The following is a 24,557-nucleotide window of genomic DNA, read 5'->3' as shown; positions in this document are numbered from 1 at the left end:
CTAATCGCTAATTAACTGGCTCAACAGAGGCTCTTAACCCATTGTTGTTAAATATATTTACCATACTATCGGCATTGTAACGGGTGCTGAAAATACCTGCTTGCATAACATTACGACCTCGCCAGAGAGTCCGAAAAGCACCGGGTGCAAGAAATTTTATGAGTTCTTGGTCTTTCTCATTCTGTATTTCAACAATAACTCGATAACGTAAATTAATGCCTTCTTGCGCTGATGATACTGATGCTGTGTTATAAACTGTCGCTGATGAATTTTGAGGGCGTGTTTTTTGCCTACCGCGACTGTTACCTAAAGGAATAGTGGCGTCGGGAACTGGTAGAAGGGCTGACTCACCTACAGGGGCTGCTTCTAAACTAGGTATTGATGCTGCTTGAGACCGGGCTCTTTGTACTGGCGCGGGTGCCAGTATGGTATTTGACACTTGAGAATTGGCTTGGGGGGCGGCAAACTCGATAGTATCAGGAGAAATTTGCGTAGAATTTGATTGTAAAGACTCTGAAGAATTACTGATTGGGAGTTGAGTGGCTCTGCTAGGAAAAGGTACCCTTTGACGTAAGATCGTTCTGTTTGGTAATGGTTGTCCTCGATATGCTGTCCTGGAAATAGGGGTTAGGGGGTAGGGAGTAGGGGGTAGGGAAGAGAAATTTTCATACTTATGATTTACTTCTCCTCCAAGACCTGATGCGATCGCGACATTACCTGTAAAATCGACTTTACCAGCAATACGGTTTTGATTTATTTTGTTACCAAAAGCTGGAAAAATTTCTTTGGCAGCACTAGCGTTGATATCGTGACGAGTGTTGTTGCGAAACTCGTTACCGCCCGGTTCGGAAGAACTTCCCAAGTTGGGAAATGCTAAGGCAAGAGCAACTAAACCATCTTCTTTGCTACCCTGAATCAGATTATTTCGCAATACTGGACGAGCTTTGGCTTGTACGACAACACCAACCCTGTTGTACTGAATCTGGTTACCCACTATGAGTGGCTGGGAGTTTTGAGCAACGTTAATGCCAAAACCTGTTTGTTGAAATACGTTTTCTCGTACTTCAGGACGCGAGGAGCCAGAAATTGTAATTCCGTTGGCTCCATTTTCATAAAAGAAATTATTACGAATAACAGGTGAACTGTTACCTGTGACAATAATCCCATCTTGGGTACTGCCAGTAAAAGTATTTTCTACAATTAACGGATTACTATATTCAATCCACAAACCATAACCGCGTGGATTGGGATTGCTGAGAGTTACTCCAGTCAAGCCTGCTTGGTTTGCACCCACGATAGTGACGTTCTGACCTCCAAAAGTACGGCTGAGGTAATTACCTCCTCCGGTAATTACGATACCACGACCTTTGTTGCGATTGTCTCCTTGAATTGATACATTTGGTTTGAGAACTAAAGGAAATTTTTCTCCTGTCTCAGTACTGTAGGTTCCTTTTGATAACATAATAACTGTATTGGAACCAGCGACTTGTAATGCTTGAGTAATTGTTTTGAAAGGAGCGTTTTCACCACCGTTTCCTACTTTGTCATCTCCGATACCTGGGTTGACAAAGAGTACATTTACCTGAGACATTGTTTTGACACCGGGTTGTTCTCCATTTCTAATTTCGGTGGAGGGTAACTGACCGAAAGCGGCGTTCCGGCTTGCATCTAGCAATCCTGTTAGTGCCACTCCTAGGCTAACGGTACACAATAAAATTGAAGAACGAAGTAATGACATTATTGATACATGAATGAAAGAATTTGACTTGTAGCTCTCATTCATTAATTTTGCCGACAAGGCATAGATCCAACAAGGCTTGCTTATAACGTGGGGGCAATTCACTTTGGCAAACTCCTTTAACTAACTAGCATTTTCTATACTTTTTTAGATGTAGATATGGCCATAATATGACTCGTATGTCAATCGACTGGGGATTATCGGTCCAACGTAATTTAAGAAAAAACTTATTGAAATACCAAGATTCTTACGAATATGAAAGAGGCAGGCTGTTACGATGAAAGCACGAATGGGGTTGTTGTAATGGTCGGAGCCTATAGCCAAAAGGAACATATTCAGCAGGTGGTTTACCGGATACTAGATGCCAATTTGGATCGCGCTCGCGAGGGCTTGCGTATCATTGAAGAATGGTGTCGGTTTGGCTTAAATAGTTCCCAACTGGTTGAGGAATGTAAGAAAGAGCGACAAGAACTAGCAACCTGGCATACTCCAGAATTACGGGTGGCGCGAAATACTCCTGATGACCCCGGAACAGATCTGACTCACCCTCAAGAGGAACAGCGCACCGATATTAAGTCGTTGTTACAAGCAAATTTTTGCCGAGTGCAAGAAGCTTTGAGGGTTTTGGAAGAGTATGGCAAGCTTTATAACCCAAATATGGGTAAAGCTTTTAAGCAGATGCGCTATCGTATTTATACCTTAGAAAGTCGTCTGATGGGATATCAGAGGCAGCAACTTTTATTGCGATCGCATTTGTATCTAGTGACCTCCCCAAATGAACGGTTACTCGATACTGTGGAAGCTGCTCTGAAAGGAGGATTAACTCTAGTGCAGTACCGCGATAAAGTAGCAGATGATACTAAGCGTCTGGAGCAAGCCAAGAAATTACGGCAGCTATGCAACTCCTACGGTGCTATTTTTATTGTCAATGACCGAGTGGATTTGGCTTTGGCAGTAGATGCAGATGGAGTTCATCTCGGACAACAAGATTTACCTATTGCTGTTGCCCGTCAGTTACTCGGACCCCACCGCTTGATAGGTCGTTCTACCACAAATTTGCAAGAATTGCAAGCCGCTATTGCTGATGGTGCAGATTACGTCGGTGTCGGACCCGTTTATGAAACTCCGACGAAGGAGGGCAAGGCAGCTGCCGGGTTAGAATACGTTAGCTATGCTGCTAAAAATTGTCCTATCCCTTGGTTTGCCATAGGTGGAATTGATACGAGCAATATCAACGACGTTATCGATGCAGGCGCAAATCGCGTAGCTGTGGTACGCAGTCTCATACAAGCGGAACAACCTACCTTGGTAACACAATTTTTTATCTCTCAGCTGACAAATCGCGTGAGGCCAGAACATGGTAAATCCTATATCTGACCCAATTACACTTCAAGTGAATGGCGAAACCCGCAATTGCCCGCCTCAAACTGCTTTGCCAGACTTACTCCAACAATTGGGGTTTAATCCCCGTTTAGTTGCAGTAGAATATAATGGTGAAATTTTACACCGTCAGTTTTGGTCTGAAACGAGAATTGAAGAAGGCGATCGCATTGAGGTAGTGACTATAGTTGGTGGGGGCTAAGTCAATACACTCGAATAGTAGGACTCGGAAGAGTAGAGCGATCGATGGAGAGTTTTTTGACCTGCTAACTGTTTCCCTCGACGCCCTAATGCTTCGCGCAAATTTCGATCCTGACAAAGACGCTTAAAGGCTTGGAAAACATCATGCCCAGAGTTAGGAGCGACGAGAATACCATTTTCCTCATGGTAAATGATATCTGATACGCTGCCAAAATTGGAAGCGATCGCGGGCTTACCAAAGTAACCTGCTTCCAAGCAAGCCACACGACTATCATCAAAAGAAGAAAGTTTCTTATTATCGCACAAACTCACCATTGCAAATATATCGCAAGCGGCATAATAACTTGTTAATTCTTGGTCAGAGAAACACTGGGCAAAATGAACTCTTCCCTGTACCCGTAAGCGATATGCCAAAGATTTCAGTTCGGACTCATAAGAACCCCGCCCACACAAGATGTAATGTACGTCAATCCCACAAGTTAGCAGGAGTGTTAAATTTTCAATAACACGGTCAAAGCCCTTACGCTTTGTTAAGTGTCCTACTGAAAGAATAACCACTGCCGTCTCTGGAATTTTATATCCAACTCGAAGGTTAGCGCGTAAATCCCTGATACTATCTGGAGTTCTCGCACCAAATTTCTCTCCTCTAACAGCAGGCTTAATGGTGTGGGTAGGTGTATTAAAATTAAAATGAGTCGCCAAAAAATCTCGTGTATGAGAACTGCTACATACAATCCCTTGGACTCTGTTTAATGTAAGTTCAAACAGAGGACGCAATATAGGGTGACGCGATCGCCCAATAATATCCTGACCGTGTAGGTAGATGAAACAACGAATGGGTAGAAGGTAGCTTAAGAGCAACAGAGAAAGAAAATGGTAGCCATGACCCCATTCAATGTAGCGGTAGTGATAGCGAAAGTAGAGTTTAATGGCTAGTACAAATGACCAAATGGTATTGAAGAAAGTTTGTACTAGATTTCCCATAAGACGATGGCACCACAAATGGAAAATAGGCCAACGATATATGGGAAACTGTTGAGCTTTATCAAACAAGCGATCCCCGGTGCAACTAGCAGCTAAAACAATCACTCGTTCTGGATCTTGCAGACAACGATTGTAAACGTACTCTTCAATCCCGCCCTCTTGAGGTTGAAAGGAACGAGATATGACTAGGATGTCCGGGTAAGATGCAGCTTTAGCTCTAGTGGGAGCACTGATTCGTGAAATATTGTCCATCAGACATCTGAATAATTCAACATCAGGAAAGCTGAAAAACGAAATATTATCAATAAAATTGAAAAATGTATTTTTAGCTTGCTGGGTAACGTTTAGCTCAAACTAACCACTAGTTTAGTGAGTTCCCGAGAAAATTCCGTTCTATCTAAAGGATTAGTTCGAGAGTTCATAGGTTATCCCTTGCCCTTTAGTCGATATTAAAGTACTAGCTGCTGGATAGTCGTTTTATGGATTTAAACCAAAAAAACGATCCTAAATTGTATAATATACGGCAACCAACTTATGTTGAAATTACCTTAGTTAGCTACTGTTCTTAGAATATATGAATACCACTAAAATGTTATGCCAAAATGCCGAAAAGCTATCTTTCTTAATTATCTCTATCTAAAAAATAAAGAAATTATTTGATTTTTCTTGGTAGAATTATGTGCTGCTTTAAAAAACCAGATTTTGCACAAAAAAATTTATAATTACTAGAGATATTTAACTATAGCGCTCAAAATTTATTTTGTAGGGTGGGCACTGCCCACCATTCGCGCTTTGGTGGGCAGTGCCCACCCTACCTGAAATTTTTAATGAAGAATTTAGAATCTTAAAAGAGAAGTAAAAAAATCACTGGTGAAGAACAAGTAGATGTAAGATATAGAACCAAAATCATACTTAGATTCCCCAATACCCAATGCCCAATTCCCGATCCCCAAATAGTTCGGTTATCAACTCCAGAAATCCGCCCAAGGTTTGCTGTTGAGTTGATAGGGAAAACAGTACATTGGAAATGTACCTTGTTATCAAACCAGCAACCCCTTAGAAGATCGGGCTGACATCACCCACAGACCTCCATAATTTAGGATTGGGAGAAAAGATAACCAATACTGTTTTTCAAGTGACTGGATTATGCATAAAAAATTACAACAAGCTATCAAACCTGTTTTACAATCCCTATTCCTCCTAAGCCTTGTGTTCGCATTAGCATTCGGTCAAGCTAATGGAGCGTTAGCTGCAAGCGGAGGTAGAATCGGAGGCGGTTCTTTTAGAGTACCGTCAAGCCGTCCTTACTCATCTCCTCGGACTTATGCACCTCCTGGTGGAGGATATTATGCTCCATACCCTGGTGGTGGTTTTGGTGGTGGTTTTGGCTTTCCTTTCCTGCTTCCCTTCTTTGGATTTGGGGGTGGAATAGGTACTTTGTTTAGCGTTCTGATATTTATAGCGATCGCAAACTTTTTTGTTCAAACCTTCCGACGCATCGGTGGTGGTAGTGAAACAGAAGTTGGTAGCAACCCAGATGTTTCCGTTACTCGCCTGCAAGTTGGTTTGTTAGCTAGCGCTCGTGGTTTGCAAAACGAACTCAACTACATTGCCGAAACTGCTGACACCAACTCTCCTGAAGGTAGAGCAGAAGTTTTACAAGAAGCAAGCCTCGCCCTATTACGCCATCCAGAATACTGGGTTTATGCTGGTTCGGGGACGCAACAAGCGCGTTTAAATGCTGCTGAGGCACAGTTTAATCGTTTATCAATAGCAGAACGCAGCAAATTTAGTGAAGAAACTCTCACTAACGTCAATAACCAACTCAAAGCAGCAACACCTAAAGATGCTTTACCTGCTGCAGGGGGTGAACTCGACAATCCCACTAAGTTGATTACAGAAGGTCCTGGCGAATATATTATCGTTACCTTACTAGCTGCAACGCTGGGTAAATTCCAACTTCCAGAAGTTAATAGCCCTGACGATTTGCGTCAAGCTTTACGTGCAATGGGTAGTATTCCTGGGGAACAACTACTAGCAATGGAAGTACTTTGGACACCACAAGCCTCTGGCGATACCCTCACCTCTGATGACATCTTAGCTGAGTATCCAGATTTGAAATTGGTGTAAAGATTTTTATAGTCTGAAGTATGACTTCTTCATTAGGTGGGCAGATTGCTCACCTTTTTTGTTTTATCAGATCCTTTATGTCCTTTAGATCCCCGACTTCTCAAAGGATACCGTTGGCGAATGATGGGTCAGACCCCACACCTCGTTCCCAGGTTCTACCTGGGAATGCCTTACCGGAGGCGGAGCCTCCTGATTAAGTTCGCACGCGAGGCGGAGCCTCGCAGCCTGCGTTCCCAGGCTCCGCCTGGGAACGAGAGACGATCGAGTGAGGGGTGTCACCCCCCATTGACCAGCTGTATCCTCAAAGAAGTCGGGGATTTGAGAATTAGTAACAACTCAAGTTAACGAAGATAACGCAACTCGAAACCCACAAGTTCCATATTCTCCTGACTCATTTTTACGACGATTGGCACTGCGACATTTTGCAGGATGATCTGACCAAGAGCCACCACGAAGCACCCAGCGATCGCAATCTCCACCTAATTCCCAAACACTGCCATCATTGGGCGCACCAAGATAATTTTCATGCCAAGGATCGGCACACCATTCCCAAACTAACCCATGCATATCATACAAACCAAATGCATTGGCAATGTTGAAGCTACCTACTGGTGTTGTTTGCTTGCGGTGTTTACCAGTTGTTGACTTTTTAAAAGTATGAATTCCAGCGTAAACATAATCTCCATTATAGTTAGCTAAATGAGTCGTTATCGTCTCGCCAAAATGGAAAGGTGTTGTTGTTGTAGCACGACAAGCATATTCCCATTCGGCTTCGCTAGGTAAACGGTAATTTCGTTTAGTTATTTGCAATAGTCTAGCGCAAAATTCTTGAGCATCATACCATAAAATATTTTCTACAGGTCTATTAGCACCTTTAAAACTTGATGGATCTGGATTTAATTGCTTATTAACTGAAGGTAAAGCTGCAACAGCTTGCCATTGTGCTTGAGTTATGGGAAATTTACTCATAAAAAAAGGTTCTACCGTAACAATATGTTGCGGATATTCATCATGAAATCCCTCATTTTCAGGCGCTCCCATCATAAAGCTACTGCCAGGAATTGCCACCATTTCTAAAGTGGCTTCGTTACCCAAGTCTTGAACAAAAAAGTTTGCATTATGGAGAGCGCGACTAATTTCTTGACCTCGTGGATCTACATTCACTACATAAAAATCAAAGGATTTGAATTCAAGTTTTTGTTTTCCTTGTAAATGCTGTAAAGCTTCTTTAGCAGATTGATACCTATCTTTAGCAAAATGTTGCAGCAACTTATCTAAAACTTCCCCTAAATCCTTGCTAATGCTAATACCTTTTTCTTGCAAATATTCCCGCCACAACCATTGAGCATTATACGCATCATAGAGCTTATCAAAGAAATTTCCAGTGACATCTGCTGAAGGTAAACATTGAGTTAATAGACGCACGCAAGTTACACCCAAAGCATATAAATCGCTAGCTTCACAGACATATCCTTGTATTTGTTCTACAGGTGCGTAACCAGGAGTATAAATAACAGTACCAGGTTTTAAAGTTGTTTGAGTGACTTGCTTAGCACCGCCAAAATCAATCAATACGAGTTTGCCATCACTTTTGCGACGAATGATATTTTCCGGTTTTATATCTCTATGGATAACATTACGTTCGTGAATAAATTGCAGAACGGGTAATAAATCCAATAAAAGCTCGCGAATATGACTTTCTTCAAAAGAATGTTGTCGAACTTCCTGTACGAGAGTTTGTCCCTCGATAAATTCCTGTACGAGGTACAAACTTGTACTTTGTTCAAAGTAAGCAAGCAATCTTGGAATTTGAGGGTGGTCTTCTCCGAGTTCATAAAGCCGCTTGGCTTCTTCCTTAAACAATTCAGCCGATTTAATCCGTGCTGTTCCTTGTATGGGTGGGAAAAATTGCTTGATAACACAGGGCGCATCTAGTCTGTCAACATCTGTAGCTGCATATGTTTTGCCAAAGCCCCCTTCTCCAAGCAATCTCTTCACACGGTAGCGATGTCTCAGAAGATTGCTAAAATGGCTTTGTCCGCAGCTAGTACAAAATTTATTGCCATCAGAGTTAAACGGGTTTGAGCATTCAGGATTTTGGCAGATCAGCATAGAGAGCCTGTATTGGCATCGGATGTGAAGTTAGCCTCAGTACTATCGAGTTTAACTCACTGACCTAGTAAATACACCTTATTTTCTTGTGGTATGCACTACGAATCTACTCCCTACCCCAAAAATAATTTATAAGCAGGATTCTGACTTTCATCCCAATAGCGATAGCCAAGTGAATCGAGAAACGCTTGCCACTCCTCCATTTCATGAGGAGGCACTTGCATTCCTACAACAATTCGCCCGTAATCTGCTCCATTATTGCGGTAATGGAACAGGCTGATATTCCAGTCAGGACTCATAGAACTGACAAATTTCATCAATGCACCGGGACGTTCGGGAAACTCAAAACGGTAGAGTAATTCATTTTGAGCGAGGGAAGATCGCCCACCAACCATGTGCCGCAAGTGCAATTTGGTGAGTTCGTCATCAGTTAAATCAAAGGTTTTAAATCCACAACCATTAAAAGTTGTCAGCATCTTTGCTGCATCGGCACGGTTTTCAATTTGCACGCCTACAAAAATATGTGCCTCTTTGTCATCAGCAATGCGATAATTAAACTCTGTGAGATTGCGTCTCCCTATGCATTCACAAAACTTGCGGAGGCTGCCTCGTTCTTCAGGAATTGTAACGGCAAAGATAGCTTCGCGACGTTCGCCTAACTCTGCTCGCTCTGCTACAAAGCGGAGGCGATCGAAGTTCATGTTAGCACCGCAAGCAACAGGAATTAATGTTTGTCCCTGGATTTGTTCTCGTTCTACATAGGCTTTGGCAGCCGCGATCGCTAACGCCCCTGCAGGTTCTAGAATAGATCGCGTATCCTCAAACACGTCTTTAATTGCCGCACAAGTATCATCTGTATCAACCAAAATAATATCATCTACGTACTGCTGACACAGACTAAAAGTCTCTTCACCCACGTGTCGCACTGCAACGCCGTCTGCAAATAAACCTACTTGAGGCAAACGCACTCGATATCCGGCTTTTAGCGATTGATGCATAGCATCGGCATCAACTGGTTCAACACCAACAATCTTAATTTCCGGACGTATCCGTTTTACATATGCTGCAATCCCAGAAATTAATCCACCCCCTCCAATTGCCACAAAAATAGCATGGATAGGTTGCTGGCATTGCCGCAAAATTTCCATTCCAATAGTCCCCTGTCCTGCTATCACATAGGGATCGTCAAAAGGGTGAATAAAAGTCAGCCCTTTTTCTGTCTCCAATTGACGAGCAAAAGCATAAGCATCATCGTAAGTATCTCCATACAACACCACTTCTCCCCCACGGGCTTTGACTGCATCTACTTTCACCTGAGGTGTGGTAACTGGCATAACGATAATAGCTCGCGTATCCAGCCTCCGCGCGCCAAGAGCAACACCTTGGGCATGGTTTCCGGCAGACGCTGCAATGACTCCTTGTGCTAGCATATCTGGTGGCAAATTTGCCATCTTATTATAAGCACCTCGCAACTTAAAAGAAAATACCGACTGCATATCTTCCCGCTTCAGTAAAACTTTGTTGTTTAATCTTGCAGATAGATTAGGAGCATACTCCAGTGGAGTTTCTTGGGCAACATCGTACACGCGGGCAGTCAGAATGAGTTGCAGGTAGTCGCAGAGCATGGGCGTCAATAATTTATGATAGATGCGGGTTGGGTACTCATTTTACCGCTATTAGCGTACTCTTGAATCAAACAGACTTCATTTTAATTGTTTGAAGTATTAAAGAATGTAAAAATTGTCGGAAAATGTCACATAAGGTCATAGCCTTGTCAATCTTACCTTAACCTTTGCGAAAAGGTTCTATTGGTGGATGAATCCAGATATAGAGTCAAATCGGAAAAGAAAATTCCAAACAAAGCAAATAAAAGTTAATAACTAAATTTGGAATTCATCAAAATTAAATTTATCTGACAAGGAGACGCGCATCATGAAAGTTGATAACCAAGGTTTATATTACAAAGCTACTTCTCAAATTCATGAAAACATTGAAGAAGTTTTTGCTCAAAATGCAGGTTTTACTGCTAGTACCAAGCGTAAGAAACCTACTTTGGTTGCTCGATGGTATAGAGAGAATGGCAAAATGGTTTGTCATTGGGAAACTCTCTAGAAACAATCGGTTAGCAGTCTTCAATTTCGTGGCTCTTTATATTTTTGAGCTAAATAATTGTCAATGCGGGTAATGTGTAATGGGAATTGGATAATTCGTTACAATGCCCATTGCCCATTGCCCTATTCCCTACTTCCTACTCTTAAGACAAATGAATAAATCTCCTATATCTTGGTCAAAATATAAACAACTAGAGTTGATTTCTTCTCAAGAACCAGAGGAACCAACTCGCCAACAAACTTTGAAAGAGAGGATATTATCTATTTGGGAATCCTTAGTGGTATCTTTGATGCAACCACAGGAATTGCGCGTTTGGTCTACGAGCGATCGCCATGGCAACATTTCGTGGAGTGCTTACGATCCCATAACCCATCAGTCTATCCATAAAATCTCTGAGGAGGAAATCTTTGTTTGGATAGAAAATCTTCATAGCCGAAGGGAACAATTTTAAGAGGTTTTGATGAACAAAAAATTTATTTTATTTACTTTGTCTCTGCTCATCACAATTGGATTGTTAACATATCCTACTAAGCTGTTCGGTCAAGTTTTGGCAAACGAGCCTAGTAGCATTTCTACTCAAGGAACTCATCTCTCAGTACCTCTTTTGAAGAATATTGGCAACTACCATCATCCCATATCAACTAGCTCAAAACTTGCTCAACGTTACTTTGACCAGGGGCTTGTCTTAGCTTATGGATTCAATCATGCTATGTCAGTACGCTCTTTTCAAGAAGCTACAAGATTAGATCCTAATTGTGCGATGTGTTATTGGGGACTTGCACTCGTACAAGGACCAAATATTAACGCACCGATGGATGCAAAAGTTATCCCATCAGCATCTCAAGCATTGCAAAAAGCAGTTGATTTAAGCAAAAATGCTAGTGAGAAAGAACGGGCTTATATTAACGCTTTAACAAAGCGTTATTCTTCACAACCTGTTGAAGATCGCAAGCCTCTAGATATTGCGTATGCTAATGCAATGAGAGAGGTACAAAAACGCTATCGAGATGATTTGGATGCGGTAACTCTGTTTGCTGAAGCTTTAATGGACACAATGCCTTGGAATTATTGGACGAGAGATGGAAAGCCAAATCCAGGGACAAATGAACTTCTTGCCACTTTGGATTATGTCCTAAAACGCAATCCCAATCATCCTGGTGCTCTCCACTTACATATTCATGCTGTTGAAGCATCTCCCCATCCAGAACAAGGGGTCAAGAGTGCAGATGGTCTCCGCAATTTAGTTCCAGGTGCTGGACATTTAGTACATATGCCCGGTCATATTTATATTCGAGTCGGTCGCTACCATGATGCTGTTGTAGCGAACCAAAAAGCCATTGCTGCTGACAAGCAATCTATGTCCTTAACTCCATGTCATACTAAAGCGCTTTACGAATTGGGTTACGTACCCCATAATTACCACTTCCTGTTAGCAGGAGCTATGATGGGAGGAGAAGGTCAATTAGCTATTCAAACAGCTCGCGTGACATCGGCAATTGCAGATCGACAAGTGATGCGGCAACCTGGATTTGGTACTTTACAGCATTATTATGTATTACCACTGTATACTTTAACAAAGTTTGGTAAGTGGGATGAAATTCTTAAAGAACCAGCACCAGATGCAGACTTGACATATCCCAATGGGATTTGGCATTATGCAAGGGGAATGGCATTTACTGCAAAAGGTCAACTACAGCAAGCCGCCGAGGAATTGGAAAAAGTCAGAGCTATTGCTGCTGACCCTGCCTTAGAGAAAGTCACAGTTTGGGATATTAATTCCACTGTCAATTTGATGAAAATTGCATCTGAGGTTTTGGCGGGCGAACTTGCTGCAAAACAAAAGGATTATACACAAGCGATCGCTCGTTTGAGGACTGCTGTTTCATTAGAAGATAATCTCAGATACGATGAGCCAGCCACTTGGTCTTCTCCTGTTCGGCAATCTTTGGGAGCAGTTTTACTTGAGGCTAATCGCATACAAGAAGCTGAAACTGTATATCGGGAAGATTTAGAACGCTATCCTGAAAATGGTTGGTCGCTTTTTGGTCTGACAAAAAGCTTAGATGCACAGGGTAAGACAAAAGAAGCTCGCTTGGTGCAAAAGCGATTTGAGAAAGCTTGGAAGTATGCTGATATCACACTTGTTGCTTCACGAGTTTGAGTTTTATGACATTTCCCCCCTTAGAAAGGAGGGATTAAGGGGGGAAATCTAATTTGTGTTACAAATATCCTCTGAGGGACATCGATTGAGATAAGTTCAAATCTAAGGACTCGACTAAGCTGAGTGGTAATGGTTGCTGACTGATAGAATTAGCATAAGTTGCGCTAAGAAAACGACGGTAATTTAATTGATTAGCAACATAGGTTTGGAAAAAGGGAAGACTCAAAGCCGTGACATAGCGACGGGCTACAGCAGGGTTTGGACCTACTACTTGCTCTGGAACTGGAATAGCAGAATTTGGTGACTCCCCGATTGTTGAAAAGTGCGTGGCATTATTCATAAGAACTAAATACTTATTTGGAGTTGTTAACCACGTGAAGGGTTGAATTTGCTCTGGAAGCGCAGGAGCAACAGTATCAGAACCGCCAGAGACTATCATCACTGGAATGTTAATCTTGCTAAGGCTGGCTTGACCTAAAACAGTACTGTCAATTTGGTTAATTGCGATCGCTGCTTTTACCCGCGAATCTGATAAGTTGTAGGTAACAGATGGTAAATTAAGAGCCAAGCACTGAAGTAGCAAAGAGACATTGACTGCATTAGGTGAAGCTGGGCAATTTTTCTTAAGTTGGTCAAAATTGAGAGGCGCACCTGCTAGCACGAGTGCCGTGTAACCTCCAAAAGACTGCCCCACGACACCTACTTGCTCTAAATTCAAGCGTCCTTTAAAATTTTCATCAGATTGAGATAAGGTGTTGAGTCGATCCAGTAAGTACTTTATATCTAAAGGGCGATCTATAAACTCTCTAGGGCTAGCAACTTCATTTGCCCTACCTGAGAATAAGGCTTGTAACTGTTCGGCATTACTACCAGGATGTTCTGGAACCGCAACTACAAATCCATAGGAAGCAAGGTACTCAGCTAGGTAAGCAAAACTAGTTCGATCGGAACCAAGCCCGTGGGAAATCACAATAACTGGACGAGAAGTTGAAGTCAGTGGTAAGTAGATATCAGCCGGGAAAGTCCGGGTACGGGATACATCGTTAAGTGTAATACTACGTTTTTGCCATTTAAAGTTGCCCGGTTTTAACAATTCTCTGACTGAGACTTCTCCGGCTACAAAATTCTGAGTAACTGCTTGCGATGATTGTTGGTTGATAAGTGCGATCGCTCTTTGAGTTTGATTAACTAACCTCTCAAATACTGCTGCTATTTCTAAACTACGAGGTAAATTAATTGAAATAGTTTTAGAGGGAAATCTTTTTAGTACATTTAATAATGTTAATCCTTTCGGATCGGCAGCAGCAAGAATTAAGGATGCCCGAATTGCATAAAATCCACTAATGCCAGAATCCTGCTGTACCACTTCTCCAAGATTTTTCAGTAATGTTTCACCAATTGGCGTGTAGAGAAATTGGGATACCTGTACAGCTGTCAGAGGAATGGGTGTCAGCAAAACCTCGCGTAACTGAGTGAGTTGATTTTTATCAGCATACTGAGTATATGCAGCTAGTTCGTCATCAACTTTACCAGTTTGAGCATATTCTTCCAAAGAACCAATCGGGATAGAGCGTCCCAAAAGACCAAAAGAGAGCGTCAACCGTTCTGCACCCAAGGAGGGAAGGGGGGCTAGTAGCCCAAGACTGAGAAATCCCAACCCCATTTTTAACCAAACGAGCTGCTTGGCTTTCATACGAACATGATTCGGGCGGAAGCAGACACGGTTGGTGAGAACAGACAGAATTGGTGGGGAACTCATAACGATTGGTGAGAACATCGTTAGCAATTTTAGCTAAAACCAAGCAAAAGATTATACTAAAAATGAGTCAGATCCTCCTCTATAGAGCAGTTATCATTGATGGTAAACAGATGAGTAATGAGTTTTTCCACAAAATTCCCTGGCTACCTTTAGTTTGCCTGTGGCTCTCCTACACTTGGTTGGGATGGTACTTGTCTGCTCATGATGTTGTTTGGTTGGTAGGTGCTTTTGTTGCGGCTATAGTGTTAGCCATAGCTTGGAGAACGATTGCTTGGTTAGAACGATTGGTTCGATTTGGTTCTAGAGCTTTAACAGTTGTCTTATTTTTAAGCGCTTCTATTGCACTAGTTGCAACTTGGTCGATTTTCGTAACTTTTCTTGTTTTGCCTTTGACAACTACACTCCTTGCAGAGATGGAACTGCGGTTTTCTGGATTTAGTAAAAGAGATACGTTTTTACTTTTGAGCGCGATCGCTGGATGTGGCTTGGTAGTTGGTGAATTGATAGATATCAGTTTTCTACCGAGTAGTAGATATTAAACCTAACATTCTTAGATGGTAATTATTTACAAAATTATTTTTTATTGGCGCTTGCTTATTAAGAGCGAATTCTATTCGCTCTTAATAAGCAAAACCCGCCGACACAGTTTAGAATCTGGTTACTCGTTTTTCGTCTAAAGATTAAAAATTATCTTAGAGCGATAAAAAATTATTTCGCTAGTCGTAAAGTTAGTTACTATTTATTATAACCTATGACTCATGTGAAAATAGAAGGATTTCATTAACATACAGTTAGGTCAATGGATTTGCTCAAAAACTTCAAGTAGTATTTTATGGTTTTGGTTCTTAATTTATAAAATTTCCAAAAATATTTACCTATTATAAATTCAAACAAATAGTCGTTGAATTGACATAAATCATCAAAAAATGGTGACTTCAGAGTCACTCATTTAGAAATTAACAACTATTTTGTTTGTGTTTTCAAAAGGAGGAATTTATGAAGACAAAATCTATTCGCTCGCGTGTGTTATCTCTAAGTATTTTTTCAGCGATCGCATTTGCGGCTTTGCCCCTTACTAGTAACCCTACAGCTGCCCAAACTACTCGTAACGAGTACTTATCCCCAACACAGTTAGCATACATTAGCGATATCAGCCAATATTCTCCAGAAGCAGCACCAAAATTACAACTAGGGAGTGAAGGAGCACCAGTTAGAGACGTTCAAGCTTTTTTGAAACAGCAAGGCTACTACACTGGTACTCTTGATGGTGTTTACGGTGTTGCTACTGCTACTGCAGTCAAAGCTTTTCAGCAAAAGTACGATCGCTTGAATAATGATGGAATTGTTGGATATAGTACATGGAATGCGATGATTAACGTTAGTCGCAATCCCTCAGTCAATAACTAACGGTTGTTTCCCATGACACCCCCCTTCTTCACCCGCACCTTCAATTGGATAGGCAGCGGTAACGTCACCCCAACAAAAATCTTTCGGAAATTGGTAAAAATACGTCATTGCTCTACCTTGGAACTTTTTGTAAAGTTTCAGTAAGGAAATAAAGCTATCGAAAGACAGATTGTAAAGATTTGTTTAAAAAAGCGAAAATAACTATATGGGTAGTTGTAGTTATCTCACTACATAGGTTGGGAATATGATGTTAATCCGTGAGGTTGTTCAACAAGTCATAACAACTGGTTATCTTACCGTAACGGCGGAAGAACAGTTGAGAAAACTTTTGCAAACAAAATATGACGTAGAAGACTTTGATGCTTTTATGTCTTTGCAAGAAGCTGCTAGTCTAGGGCAAATTCGGCAGGAGTCCCGTGACTTAATGATTTGCGAGCAGCAAGCACAATAAATGAGGGAACAAGTTGTGATGCGATATTGCCTCTGTGTGTCCTCTAACTAGTGCAGTTATGTTACTCAATCAAATGTAGTTCGGTGTATCTCCATATCTATTTCTCTGGTTTTTCCCGGAAATTACCTCAGACAGAGCGAGAATTGATGGGAAATTGGGAATAATGATTAACGTTCGGGCATTAATGGTAAGTTTAATTGATGCGATGAGATTCACTAACCCCGATTGGCAACATAGAGGTAAATATTATGACAACTACACAAACTCGCCCCGATCGACAACAATCTTCTAAGAAGAGACAAAAATCTTTTTCTTCCTTGGATATTGGTACTCCTCTGAGACCAATACGTCCTCGTCCCATAAAACAGCAAGAGTGCGAACAACTTAGCGACTGGAAACACTCAAGTTAATGAAGCGGGATTTTTCAGCAAGCAAATACATACTGTAGCTGTGGTAGAAGCAATTCGGTCTTTCTCAAATTTCGGTTTTACATGGGCTTTTGCACTGTGAAACTATTACAATTGGCTGTAGGTTTTGACGCTGCAACTTATTACCACTGCTAACTTTGTATATCTTTGTTACGTCTGATTTTGAAGGGGTTTTGGAGAATCCTGTCTCTGGGCGATCGCCCGTTTCGAGACTAGCGGAAATCCTATCAATAGCAACATTGCGGGTATGGTTTTGTTGATTAAATGTATTTGTTGCTTTTGTTGCTTCGGCGGCTTGTATTCCAGAAGCGACGATAAGACAAATAGTTAAACATGAAGAAGTAAATAGCTTGAAATTCATAGTATTAGAGTATGTATATCAATAATGTTTGCTCTTCTCTGTAACTAAAGTTAAGCTATTTATTCTTTTAATGCAGTCCGAAAAAGTCCTGAAAACAGCCAAGATAAAGGGTTGGGTTAAGTCAGATTTTGTAATAAATGGTAATGCTATACTCCCTACTCCCTGCTCCCTAATCCCTCTCATAAATACACATCCGAATTTAGCAGATGTTACCTTTTAACAGAAACATTATAAAAAAGCAGTTAAAAAAATTATGAACACTAGTCGTAACCAAACGTTATGTTTGAATCTAAAACCGTCAATTCTAAAAGTACTAGTGAACTTTCGTCTCTGCTAACCTACGATAATTCTTTAGCTACAGATGCTTTGGATACTAGTTTCGATTGGGGGCGATCGTCACAAAATTTTCTAAACGATATGTTAGAGCCAATGTCTGTAACAGCAGCAGCTAAAAGTCCCAATCCCAATCCGCAATTCAATAATCCAGCAATCGTTCCTGATTTTAACGGTGATGGCAAAACTGATAAGTTTTGGCGTAATACCCAAACCAATGAAGTGTCTATTTGGCAGATGGATGGTACAAGGGTAGCAAATACATCTATCCCCAGACAGATAGATTTTTCTTGGGACTTTTCCTATGCAGATTTCAATGGTGATGGGAAAACAGATTTGTTTTGGCGTAACAAGTCAACGGGGGAGAACCTCATTTGGATAATGGATGGGGTAAACATTGCTTCTGAAGTCTACTTGGATAGAATCGATGCAGCATGGACTGCGAGTATTGCTGACTTCAATGGTGATGGGAAAAGTGACATTTTCTGGCGCAATACTCAAACAGGCGATAATGCGACTTGGTTGATGGATGACACGAGAGTCCTGACATCTGCTTTTATTGACGCAGCCGATTTATCTTGGACTGCGAGTATTGTTGACTTTAATGGCGATGGGAAAAATGACATCTTTTGGCGCAATACGGTATCTGGGGAAAATGCTGTTTGGTTTATGGATGGTACTAATACCTCAAAATATGGTCTGTCATCATTAGATCCATTATGGAATAGCTATACTCTTGGGGATTTTAACGGCGATAGCAAAACCGATCTTCTCTGGCGTAATAGTCAAACTGGTGAGAATACTGTGTGGTTGATGAATAGTATTTTCATTACTTCTGGTTCTGTACCAAAGCTCGACCTTTCATGGAAATCTAATGTAGGTGATTTCAACGGTGATGGGAAGACAGATATTCTCTGGCACAATGAAACGACTGGTGAGAACACTGCTTGGTTAATGGATGGCACAACAGTTTCTACTACCGCATTCTTGCCTACAACTGATGTAGCTAGACAGCCTAAAGTTGGAGATTACAACGGTGATGGTAAGACTGATGTGTTCTGGCGCAATTACAACACTGGAGAAAATTTCATCTGGACTGTTAATGGAACAACAACTTCTGAAACTCAGATAAGTACAGTTCCTCTAGAGTGGATTGCTTACTAGTACTCGATCGCATTGATTGTGACAATCTGTTATATCCCCGACTTTTAAAGAATACTGTTGGCGAATGATGGGTCTGACCCCTCACCTCGATCCGGTGGCTCCGCCTGGGAATGGCTTTGAGCGGAGGCGGAGCCTCCTGTTTGGTGTAAAGCGAGGCAGAGCCCCTCGCAGTCTGTATTCCCAGCCACAGGCTGGGAACGAGAGACAAGAGAGTGCCGAATGAGGAGTGTTGCCTCCTATTGACCAGCTGTATCCTTAAACAAGTCGGGAATCTAAACCAAATTAACCTATCAAAATTAATGCGATCGCTCCTGGCGGTTTTTTCTCACCTACCTACTTAAGTTGATAGCTTGTTATCAACCTTATAACTGTATCTATCAAATAATTGTCAGTAAAGGCACTAGTATACGCTTATTATTTGGCTACCAAGTTTTAACTCTAAACTACAGTTGGCCATATTAGTATATTTAAATACAATATAAAAAAGCAAATTGCCATTATTCAAACATTATGTTTTGACTTTTGTGAGTCAGAACTTAAAAAATAAGTACTCTTATGGAAATTTCTATCTTTTACCGTATTTCTTCAATTTTTACAACTATCCTGAGTAATACTTATAACATTTGTAAAATTAAGTACATAAAAAATATACAATTTTGAGAATTGCAGTGGCTCTTAAAGAATTTCTTTACTAAAAATTAACCGTTTTTTCATCTTAAATTTACTTTTGGACTGTTAACCTATTATTAATTCACTTTTTGCTGCAACATTTGAACCCTCCAAAACCTGGTATGTCAGGGACTAGGAGGTGTTCTTTACTGAAGAAATAGCAGTGAAAAATAAGAGATCGGAATTGGACATAACTAGGATTTATATTAGATCTCTCTAAATTTTTATGGATTATGTTGAACAAGAAACTCTAGACGATACTAATCCTCTTTTAAGGACAGCTCGGTCTTTCTTGCTTGAAGAAGTAGCACCATTAGCGAATGAGATCGATTGGAACTCGAACACTTTATTAAATGTATTGCAAAGTTTAGGAAAGTTAGGGCTGCTAGCTCTAAGAGTGTCGCAATGTTGGGGTGGAAAAGAGGTCAACGAGCAAGTATTCGGTAGCTTTCAAGAACTGGTAGCTCAATATTCTGGTGCTCTAGCTTTTTTGCAAACCCAACACCAAAGTGCTGCTGGTATGCTTGTTGCTAGCAACAACACCTCTCTTAAAGAGAAGTACCTTCCCTATATGAGTGATGGTCAAGTTCTACTGGGAGTTGGTTTTTCTCAGTTACGCCGTGAAGGGGAACCACTTGTTGTTGCAGTACCAGTACCTGGAGGTTATCAACTCAACGGAGTTGTACCTTGGGTGACGGGTTGGAATCTTTTTGGCGAGTTTATTGTTGCTGCTACTTTACCGGACGATCGCGCTGTCTTCGGTATAATACCCTTAGTCGAAACGCATCAAGAGTCGGGAGGTGCGCTCGCGTTTTCACCACCCGCACAGCTTGCAGCAATGACATCTACTAATACTGTCACCGCAACTTTGACGAACTGGTTTTTACCTATAGAGCATATTGTTTATATTAAACCAGCTGGCTGGATTCATGAAAATGATAAGAAGAATGTTCTTCGTGCGACTTTTCTAGCGACAGGATGTGCTCTTGGTGGTTTGGATATTTTAAAATCTGCTGCAAAGAAAAAATCGCTGCCTTTTATTACCAATGCTTTTGAAAGTCTTGAACGGGAACTTGGCGACTGTCGCGCTGCTATTCGCAAAGCACAACAAAATTCAGATTTGTCTTTTGCAGAAGGTCTACAACTGCGGGCTTGGTCAATCGATCTAGCAGCTAGAATTTCTCATGCAGCGATCGCAGTTTCTAGTGGAGCAGCGATTTACAGTCATCATAACGCACAACGAGTTTATCGCGAAGCACTCGTATTTACTGTGACTGGTCAAACTTCTGCTGTTATGGAGGCTACGTTAGAAAGGTTGATACGAAAGCAAGATTTTTTGAATGAATCATACAGACACAAAGAACACAGAGAGCATTTTTCTACCTTGTCCTCCTTGTCCCCCTTGTCCCACAATATCACCTACTCACGAGTCGTACACTTAAGCCATGCGATCGATACAGGTATTCCTCTGTGGGAAGGCGATCCGCCTGTTGAATTTGAGACGGTGGCGGAGTTAGATCGGGATGGTTATTACCTGCGGCGGTTTTCTTTAGGGGAGCATAGTGGGACTCACATGAATGCTCCTAATAGCTTTTACGTTGATGGTGTAGGTAGCGATCGCTATCCTGCTGAGTCATTGATTGTACCAGCTGTGGTTATCAAGGTTTGCAAGCAAGTCGTTGGTAATTCAGATTACGTTCTTTCTGTTGACGATATTCTAGCTTGGGAGCAACACAACGGAGAGATTCCCTCGAATTGTGTAGTACTGCTTTATACGGGTTGGCAAGAAAAGTGGTTGGATGAAAGTGCCTTTTTTAATCGAGATGCTGAAGGAGGGATGCACTTTCCTGGGTTTGGAAGCGATGCGACAAGGTTTTTGCTGGAAGAGCGTCAAATTGCGGGAGTAGGAATTGATACTCATGGAGTAGATGCAGGTCAAGAAACTACTTTTACAACTAACCACTTAGTCTTGAAAGAACCGCGTATTGTGTTGGAGAATTTGACCAATTTAGACCAGTTACCGCCAAGGGGAACTACACTGGTCATTGGCATTCTTAGGCTAAAGGATGGCTCTGGTTCCCCAGCTGCAGTGATGGCGTTGATTCCGTAGTAACTGCACTTAGGGATTTCCAAGAAATAAATTATCCATCTTGTGGAAAATTATCCTTCTTGTGGAACGGGCGTCCTCGCCCGTTCTATACTGGTGGCGGGCGGGACGCCCGCACCACAAGAAAAATATGATTATTTTTTTGTTTGGAAGTCCCTAAATATTAAATATCTAAGTCCTCTAGTTTTACACCTTTACCTTCACGTAAACTTTGCCGTGATTTCTGAAGTTGACCATTGTTAATTATCACTATTTCTTCATTTTCAGCTAACTCTAAATATCTAGATAAATCATTCTGAATTTCCACTAGGGCTATTTCCTTCATCAAATTCCCCTTGTTGTGCTATTACTTTCGCTGCTACAAAATTTGATCTGCCTGACTCCAGTCTTCAATTTCTAAGCCTTCGATTTTCTCGAAATCTCTCCGATTATTAGTTATACCAATTCTCTGCATTAAAGTAACAGATTGAGATCCCCCCTAGCCCCCCTTAACAAGGGGGGGAAAGTCTTTAAACTCCCCCTTTTTAAGGGGGATTTAGGGGGATCTTGATACAACAGTAGTGCTAATGTTAAAATTTTTTGTTGAATTTATTGCTAACTTGACGATAATCAATCATACAAGTCACACTGGAAATAGCACATCTTACAACCGGAGGTGTGAAAAATGAGCCATCCTTTAACTTGCCGTAATTACATCGCCGGAGAATGGTCAAACGCTGCATCGAGCGCTACCTTAGAAAGCCGCAATCCTGCTGATCGTCGTGAAGTCGTTGCCACTTTTCCTCGTTCGACTGCAACTGATGTTGAAACAGCGGTTGCAGCCGCTCGTCATGCATACCGCAGTTGGCGGCTCGTTCCTGCTCCAGCTAGAGCAGAATACATCCAACGAGTTGGAGAACTCTTGCGAAAGTATAAAGAAGAACTGGCTCTCTTAATGAGTCGAGAGATGGGCAAACCTCTGACAGAAGCACGGGGGGATGTTCAAGAAGGTATTGATTGTGCCTACTACAGTGCTGGTGAAGGACGGCGGTTATTTGGGCAAACTACACCTTCTGAAATGCCCAACAAGTTTGCAATGACAGTCCGAATGCCAGTTGGGGTTTGTGCTTTAATTACACCGTGGAATTTTCCCGTCGCTATTCCTTGCTGGAAAGCAATGCCAGCTTTAGTATGTGGTAATACTGTAATTTTCAAACCCGCAGAAGATACTCCTGCTTGTGCTACAAAACTCGTGGAAATTTTTGCAGAGGCGGGTTTGCCTGAAGGTGTTATCAACTTGGTACATGGAGTGGGAGAGGAAGCGGGGAAAGCTTTAGTTGAGCATCCTGATGTTGACTTAGTTTCTTTTACTGGATCTTCTGAAACGGGCGCTTTTGTTGCTTCTACGTGCGGGCGCACTCACAAACGGGTGTGTTTGGAGATGGGTGGGAAAAATGCCCAAATTGTGATGGAAGATGCGGATTTGCAACTTGCTTTGGATGGTGCTATTTGGGGTGCATTTGGAACTGCTGGTCAGAGATGTACCGCAACAAGTCGTCTGCTGTTACATCGCGATATTAAAGAGAAATTTACCGATATGCTGAAAGAACGTACCAGTCGGCTACGCTTGGGCGCTGGTACTGACCCCAAGACTGATGTTGGTTCGATTGTGAATCAAAAGCAACTCCAACGGGTGAGTAAATATTTAGATATTGCTCGTGAAGAGGGCGCAAAGGTTTTAATCGGTGGAGAAGTCGCGACTAAGGAAGGTTTGCAAAACGGTTACTTCTTTCAACCTACTATTCTAGATTTTGTCACTCCTCAAATGCGTGTTGCTCGTGAAGAAATATTCGGACCTGTAGTGGTATTGATAGAGGTAGACTCTTTTGAGGAAGCGATCGCAATCCTGAACGATACACCTTACGGTCTTTCCTCTTCTATATATACTCGCGATATCAACCGTGCTTTCGCTGCCATGCGCGACATTGAAGCAGGCATTACCTACATCAATGGTCCCACGATTGGTGCTGAGGTGCATTTACCATTCGGTGGTGTCAAACAAACTGGAAACGGACACCGAGAAGCTGGTACTGCTGTCTTAGACGTATTTACGGATTGGAAGACTGTGTATGTAGATTTTTCTGGAAACTTACAACGCGCTCAAATTGATAATCGGAGTTAGGTGAAAAGTTATATGAGTTTGAGAACTAAGATAGCAAATACTTTAGCAAGGTTTCGGCGTAACGTTTGGGATCGCGCAGATACATTAGGGGACTACCGTGTAGAACCTTGGTGGTAGAATGGGGAACAAGTCGGGCAGTGTCTTCAATAAAAGGCGTGAACATAGTGTCTTCCATTGCCCACATGAGTAAAGTCGGTATCGTCAGGAGTGGTAAACGGCTTGCTTCTGAGTAACTCAAGACAGCTTCTATCCCCTCGTAGGTGCGCTCTTGCCGAGACATCACTTCTTGGAAATAGATGTCAAAGCATTCAGGGGGATAACCAACACATAGTGATTTTATCCGTTGCCAATTGGCGCTGTAGTGGCTGCCATCCTCTTTTACCTCTGGTGGTCCGTAAAAGAATGGAGATCGGCGCAAATCTTGACGTGCTGCTGAGTCTTTCCAACGAGGCATTCCAAAGAGTACCAGCTTTTTAATTCTACTCGAACAAATAACTGCCACTTCACAAGCAATTGCAGCTCCGGTGCTGTTGCCCACTAAGTAAAAATCTTCGACTTTCAGTGTATCCAGTACCTCCAATAAATCTGCCGCATACTGCGGGATAGTCCACTGAGTGGGTGGATTTTCTGACTCGCCTTGACCGGGAGAATCCGGTACAATTACCCGAAAATGGGGAGCTAATAGCGGCATGACTCTAATAAAACTACGAGAAGAAAAATAAGTTTTGTGGGTAAGTACCAGTACCGGACCATTGCCTGCTGTCCGGTAATGCACTTGACCCCAGGATCTATCCACAAAACCTCTTTTAATTTTGATTACCTGTTCTTGAATCATTACTGTTAAATTATCTTCAATTATCTAATAATAAAGCATCAATATCTACGTAGGTAAGGTACGA

22 protein-coding genes are annotated in these 24,557 nt (G+C 41.7%); 13 read left to right on the top strand and 9 right to left on the bottom strand.

What is annotated here, in order from left to right; all coding sequences use genetic code 11:
* Nucleotides 1-7: 7 nt before the first annotated feature.
* The gene (locus ACKTT2_RS50105; protein ID WP_407900597.1) at nucleotides 8-1,738 is read right to left on the bottom strand and encodes a DUF1565 domain-containing protein; all 1,731 of its coding nucleotides are present in this window, start codon (nucleotides 1,736-1,738) and stop codon (nucleotides 8-10) included.
* A gap of 255 nt (nucleotides 1,739-1,993) precedes the next feature.
* Between ACKTT2_RS50105 and ACKTT2_RS50100 the strand changes: the two genes are divergently transcribed.
* On the top strand, nucleotides 1,994-3,115 hold the full coding sequence (locus ACKTT2_RS50100) for a thiamine phosphate synthase (RefSeq protein WP_407900596.1): 1,122 nt from the start codon (nucleotides 1,994-1,996) through the stop codon (nucleotides 3,113-3,115).
* Nucleotides 3,108-3,320, top strand: coding sequence for a sulfur carrier protein ThiS (gene thiS / locus ACKTT2_RS50095; RefSeq protein WP_407900628.1), 213 nt, complete (start codon nucleotides 3,108-3,110; stop codon nucleotides 3,318-3,320). Before ACKTT2_RS50100 ends, thiS begins: the two co-directional genes overlap by 8 nt.
* Here the strand turns inward: thiS and ACKTT2_RS50090 are convergent.
* Nucleotides 3,317-4,555 (bottom strand): glycosyltransferase family 4 protein, encoded by a 1,239-nt coding sequence (locus tag ACKTT2_RS50090; RefSeq protein WP_407900595.1) that lies wholly within the window; start codon nucleotides 4,553-4,555, stop codon nucleotides 3,317-3,319. The genes thiS and ACKTT2_RS50090 overlap by 4 nt on opposite strands.
* Nucleotides 4,556-5,449: 894 nt before the next feature.
* Here ACKTT2_RS50090 and ACKTT2_RS50085 point away from each other — a divergent pair.
* Nucleotides 5,450-6,433: a DUF1517 domain-containing protein gene (locus ACKTT2_RS50085; RefSeq protein ID WP_407900594.1), complete on the top strand. Its 984-nt coding sequence runs from the start codon at nucleotides 5,450-5,452 to the stop codon at nucleotides 6,431-6,433.
* 336 nt (nucleotides 6,434-6,769) lie between these two features.
* Here the strand turns inward: ACKTT2_RS50085 and ACKTT2_RS50080 are convergent, their stop codons facing one another.
* Nucleotides 6,770-8,545, bottom strand: coding sequence for a bifunctional serine/threonine-protein kinase/formylglycine-generating enzyme family protein (locus ACKTT2_RS50080; RefSeq protein WP_407900593.1), 1,776 nt, complete (start codon nucleotides 8,543-8,545; stop codon nucleotides 6,770-6,772).
* Between the two features lie 113 nt (nucleotides 8,546-8,658).
* Nucleotides 8,659-10,170, bottom strand: a complete 1,512-nt coding sequence (ilvA, locus tag ACKTT2_RS50075; protein ID WP_407900592.1) for a threonine ammonia-lyase, biosynthetic — start codon at nucleotides 10,168-10,170, stop codon at nucleotides 8,659-8,661.
* Between the two features lie 307 nt (nucleotides 10,171-10,477).
* On the opposite strand from ilvA, the gene ACKTT2_RS50070 reads away from it, so the two are divergent.
* The 3 genes from ACKTT2_RS50070 to ACKTT2_RS50060 all read left to right on the top strand — a co-directional run bounded on the left by ACKTT2_RS50070 (nucleotide 10,478) and on the right by ACKTT2_RS50060 (nucleotide 12,818).
* Nucleotides 10,478-10,657 (top strand): hypothetical protein, encoded by a 180-nt coding sequence (locus ACKTT2_RS50070; RefSeq protein ID WP_407900591.1) that lies wholly within the window; start codon nucleotides 10,478-10,480, stop codon nucleotides 10,655-10,657.
* Between the two features lie 151 nt (nucleotides 10,658-10,808).
* Nucleotides 10,809-11,108, top strand: coding sequence for a hypothetical protein (locus tag ACKTT2_RS50065; protein ID WP_407900590.1), 300 nt, complete (start codon nucleotides 10,809-10,811; stop codon nucleotides 11,106-11,108).
* Between the two features lie 9 nt (nucleotides 11,109-11,117).
* Complete coding sequence (locus ACKTT2_RS50060; protein ID WP_407900589.1) at nucleotides 11,118-12,818, top strand: tetratricopeptide repeat protein; 1,701 nt, start codon at nucleotides 11,118-11,120, stop codon at nucleotides 12,816-12,818.
* A gap of 58 nt (nucleotides 12,819-12,876) precedes the next feature.
* On the opposite strand, the gene ACKTT2_RS50055 is transcribed toward ACKTT2_RS50060, so the two are convergent.
* Nucleotides 12,877-14,481, bottom strand: coding sequence for an alpha/beta hydrolase (locus tag ACKTT2_RS50055; RefSeq protein WP_407900627.1), 1,605 nt, complete (start codon nucleotides 14,479-14,481; stop codon nucleotides 12,877-12,879).
* A gap of 206 nt (nucleotides 14,482-14,687) precedes the next feature.
* On the opposite strand from ACKTT2_RS50055, the gene ACKTT2_RS50050 reads away from it, so the two are divergent.
* Nucleotides 14,688-15,116 carry a hypothetical protein gene (locus ACKTT2_RS50050; RefSeq protein WP_407900626.1) on the top strand — a complete coding sequence of 143 codons (429 nt, stop codon included), beginning with the start codon at nucleotides 14,688-14,690 and terminating at the stop codon, nucleotides 15,114-15,116.
* Nucleotides 15,117-15,573: 457 nt separating this feature from the next.
* On the top strand, nucleotides 15,574-15,984 hold the full coding sequence (locus ACKTT2_RS50045) for a peptidoglycan-binding domain-containing protein (RefSeq protein ID WP_407900588.1): 411 nt from the start codon (nucleotides 15,574-15,576) through the stop codon (nucleotides 15,982-15,984).
* On the opposite strand, the gene ACKTT2_RS50040 is transcribed toward ACKTT2_RS50045, so the two are convergent.
* Nucleotides 15,970-16,092, bottom strand: coding sequence for a family 1 glycosylhydrolase (locus tag ACKTT2_RS50040; RefSeq protein WP_407900587.1), 123 nt, complete (start codon nucleotides 16,090-16,092; stop codon nucleotides 15,970-15,972). The genes ACKTT2_RS50045 and ACKTT2_RS50040 overlap by 15 nt on opposite strands.
* Nucleotides 16,093-16,228: 136 nt before the next feature.
* Between ACKTT2_RS50040 and ACKTT2_RS50035 the strand changes: the two genes are divergently transcribed.
* Nucleotides 16,229-16,435, top strand: a complete 207-nt coding sequence (locus ACKTT2_RS50035) for a hypothetical protein (protein ID WP_407900586.1) — start codon at nucleotides 16,229-16,231, stop codon at nucleotides 16,433-16,435.
* 248 nt (nucleotides 16,436-16,683) lie between these two features.
* A complete protein-coding gene (locus ACKTT2_RS50030) occupies nucleotides 16,684-16,845 on the top strand; it encodes a hypothetical protein (protein ID WP_407900585.1) in 162 nt (53 codons plus the stop codon).
* Nucleotides 16,846-16,909: 64 nt separating this feature from the next.
* On the opposite strand, the gene ACKTT2_RS50025 is transcribed toward ACKTT2_RS50030, so the two are convergent.
* A complete protein-coding gene (locus ACKTT2_RS50025; protein ID WP_407900584.1) occupies nucleotides 16,910-17,224 on the bottom strand; it encodes a hypothetical protein in 315 nt (104 codons plus the stop codon).
* Nucleotides 17,225-17,503: 279 nt separating this feature from the next.
* On the opposite strand from ACKTT2_RS50025, the gene ACKTT2_RS50020 reads away from it, so the two are divergent.
* A complete protein-coding gene (locus tag ACKTT2_RS50020) occupies nucleotides 17,504-18,721 on the top strand; it encodes an FG-GAP repeat domain-containing protein (RefSeq protein ID WP_407900583.1) in 1,218 nt (405 codons plus the stop codon).
* 895 nt (nucleotides 18,722-19,616) lie between these two features.
* Nucleotides 19,617-21,500 (top strand): cyclase family protein, encoded by a 1,884-nt coding sequence (locus ACKTT2_RS50015; protein WP_407900582.1) that lies wholly within the window; start codon nucleotides 19,617-19,619, stop codon nucleotides 21,498-21,500.
* A gap of 160 nt (nucleotides 21,501-21,660) precedes the next feature.
* Here ACKTT2_RS50015 and ACKTT2_RS50010 read toward each other — a convergent pair whose 3' ends face one another.
* The gene (locus ACKTT2_RS50010) at nucleotides 21,661-21,825 is read right to left on the bottom strand and encodes a hypothetical protein (RefSeq protein WP_407900634.1); all 165 of its coding nucleotides are present in this window, start codon (nucleotides 21,823-21,825) and stop codon (nucleotides 21,661-21,663) included.
* Between the two features lie 336 nt (nucleotides 21,826-22,161).
* On the opposite strand from ACKTT2_RS50010, the gene ACKTT2_RS50005 reads away from it, so the two are divergent.
* Complete coding sequence (locus ACKTT2_RS50005) at nucleotides 22,162-23,658, top strand: aldehyde dehydrogenase family protein (RefSeq protein WP_407900581.1); 1,497 nt, start codon at nucleotides 22,162-22,164, stop codon at nucleotides 23,656-23,658.
* Between the two features lie 25 nt (nucleotides 23,659-23,683).
* Here the strand turns inward: ACKTT2_RS50005 and ACKTT2_RS50000 are convergent, their stop codons facing one another.
* Nucleotides 23,684-24,454 (bottom strand): alpha/beta hydrolase, encoded by a 771-nt coding sequence (locus ACKTT2_RS50000; protein ID WP_407900580.1) that lies wholly within the window; start codon nucleotides 24,452-24,454, stop codon nucleotides 23,684-23,686.
* Nucleotides 24,455-24,557: the final 103 nt, after the last annotated feature.

It is taken from the genome of Scytonema hankhaensis NUACC26, from assembly GCF_045865695.1.
Lineage (GTDB): Bacteria > Cyanobacteriota > Cyanobacteriia > Cyanobacteriales > Nostocaceae > Scytonema.
This window is presented reverse-complemented; position numbering and strand designations above follow the sequence as displayed.

Excerpts from the sequence above, each read along its gene's own strand:
- ACKTT2_RS50105 (WP_407900597.1), bottom strand. The coding sequence starts at position 1,738 with ATGTCATTACTTCGTTCTTCAATTTTATTGTGTACCGTTAGCCTAGGA.
- ACKTT2_RS50100 (WP_407900596.1), top strand. The coding sequence starts at position 1,994 with ATGAAAGAGGCAGGCTGTTACGATGAAAGCACGAATGGGGTTGTTGTA.
- ACKTT2_RS50090 (WP_407900595.1), bottom strand. The coding sequence starts at position 4,555 with ATGGACAATATTTCACGAATCAGTGCTCCCACTAGAGCTAAAGCTGCA.
- ACKTT2_RS50085 (WP_407900594.1), top strand. The coding sequence starts at position 5,450 with ATGCATAAAAAATTACAACAAGCTATCAAACCTGTTTTACAATCCCTA.
- ACKTT2_RS50080 (WP_407900593.1), bottom strand. The coding sequence starts at position 8,545 with ATGCTGATCTGCCAAAATCCTGAATGCTCAAACCCGTTTAACTCTGAT.
- ilvA (WP_407900592.1), bottom strand. The coding sequence starts at position 10,170 with ATGCTCTGCGACTACCTGCAACTCATTCTGACTGCCCGCGTGTACGAT.
- ACKTT2_RS50070 (WP_407900591.1), top strand. The coding sequence starts at position 10,478 with ATGAAAGTTGATAACCAAGGTTTATATTACAAAGCTACTTCTCAAATT.
- ACKTT2_RS50065 (WP_407900590.1), top strand. The coding sequence starts at position 10,809 with ATGAATAAATCTCCTATATCTTGGTCAAAATATAAACAACTAGAGTTG.
- ACKTT2_RS50060 (WP_407900589.1), top strand. The coding sequence starts at position 11,118 with ATGAACAAAAAATTTATTTTATTTACTTTGTCTCTGCTCATCACAATT.
- ACKTT2_RS50055 (WP_407900627.1), bottom strand. The coding sequence starts at position 14,481 with ATGGGGTTGGGATTTCTCAGTCTTGGGCTACTAGCCCCCCTTCCCTCC.
- ACKTT2_RS50050 (WP_407900626.1), top strand. The coding sequence starts at position 14,688 with ATGAGTAATGAGTTTTTCCACAAAATTCCCTGGCTACCTTTAGTTTGC.
- ACKTT2_RS50045 (WP_407900588.1), top strand. The coding sequence starts at position 15,574 with ATGAAGACAAAATCTATTCGCTCGCGTGTGTTATCTCTAAGTATTTTT.
- ACKTT2_RS50040 (WP_407900587.1), bottom strand. The coding sequence starts at position 16,092 with ATGACGTATTTTTACCAATTTCCGAAAGATTTTTGTTGGGGTGACGTT.
- ACKTT2_RS50035 (WP_407900586.1), top strand. The coding sequence starts at position 16,229 with ATGATGTTAATCCGTGAGGTTGTTCAACAAGTCATAACAACTGGTTAT.
- ACKTT2_RS50030 (WP_407900585.1), top strand. The coding sequence starts at position 16,684 with ATGACAACTACACAAACTCGCCCCGATCGACAACAATCTTCTAAGAAG.
- ACKTT2_RS50025 (WP_407900584.1), bottom strand. The coding sequence starts at position 17,224 with ATGAATTTCAAGCTATTTACTTCTTCATGTTTAACTATTTGTCTTATC.
- ACKTT2_RS50020 (WP_407900583.1), top strand. The coding sequence starts at position 17,504 with ATGTTTGAATCTAAAACCGTCAATTCTAAAAGTACTAGTGAACTTTCG.
- ACKTT2_RS50015 (WP_407900582.1), top strand. The coding sequence starts at position 19,617 with ATGGATTATGTTGAACAAGAAACTCTAGACGATACTAATCCTCTTTTA.
- ACKTT2_RS50005 (WP_407900581.1), top strand. The coding sequence starts at position 22,162 with ATGAGCCATCCTTTAACTTGCCGTAATTACATCGCCGGAGAATGGTCA.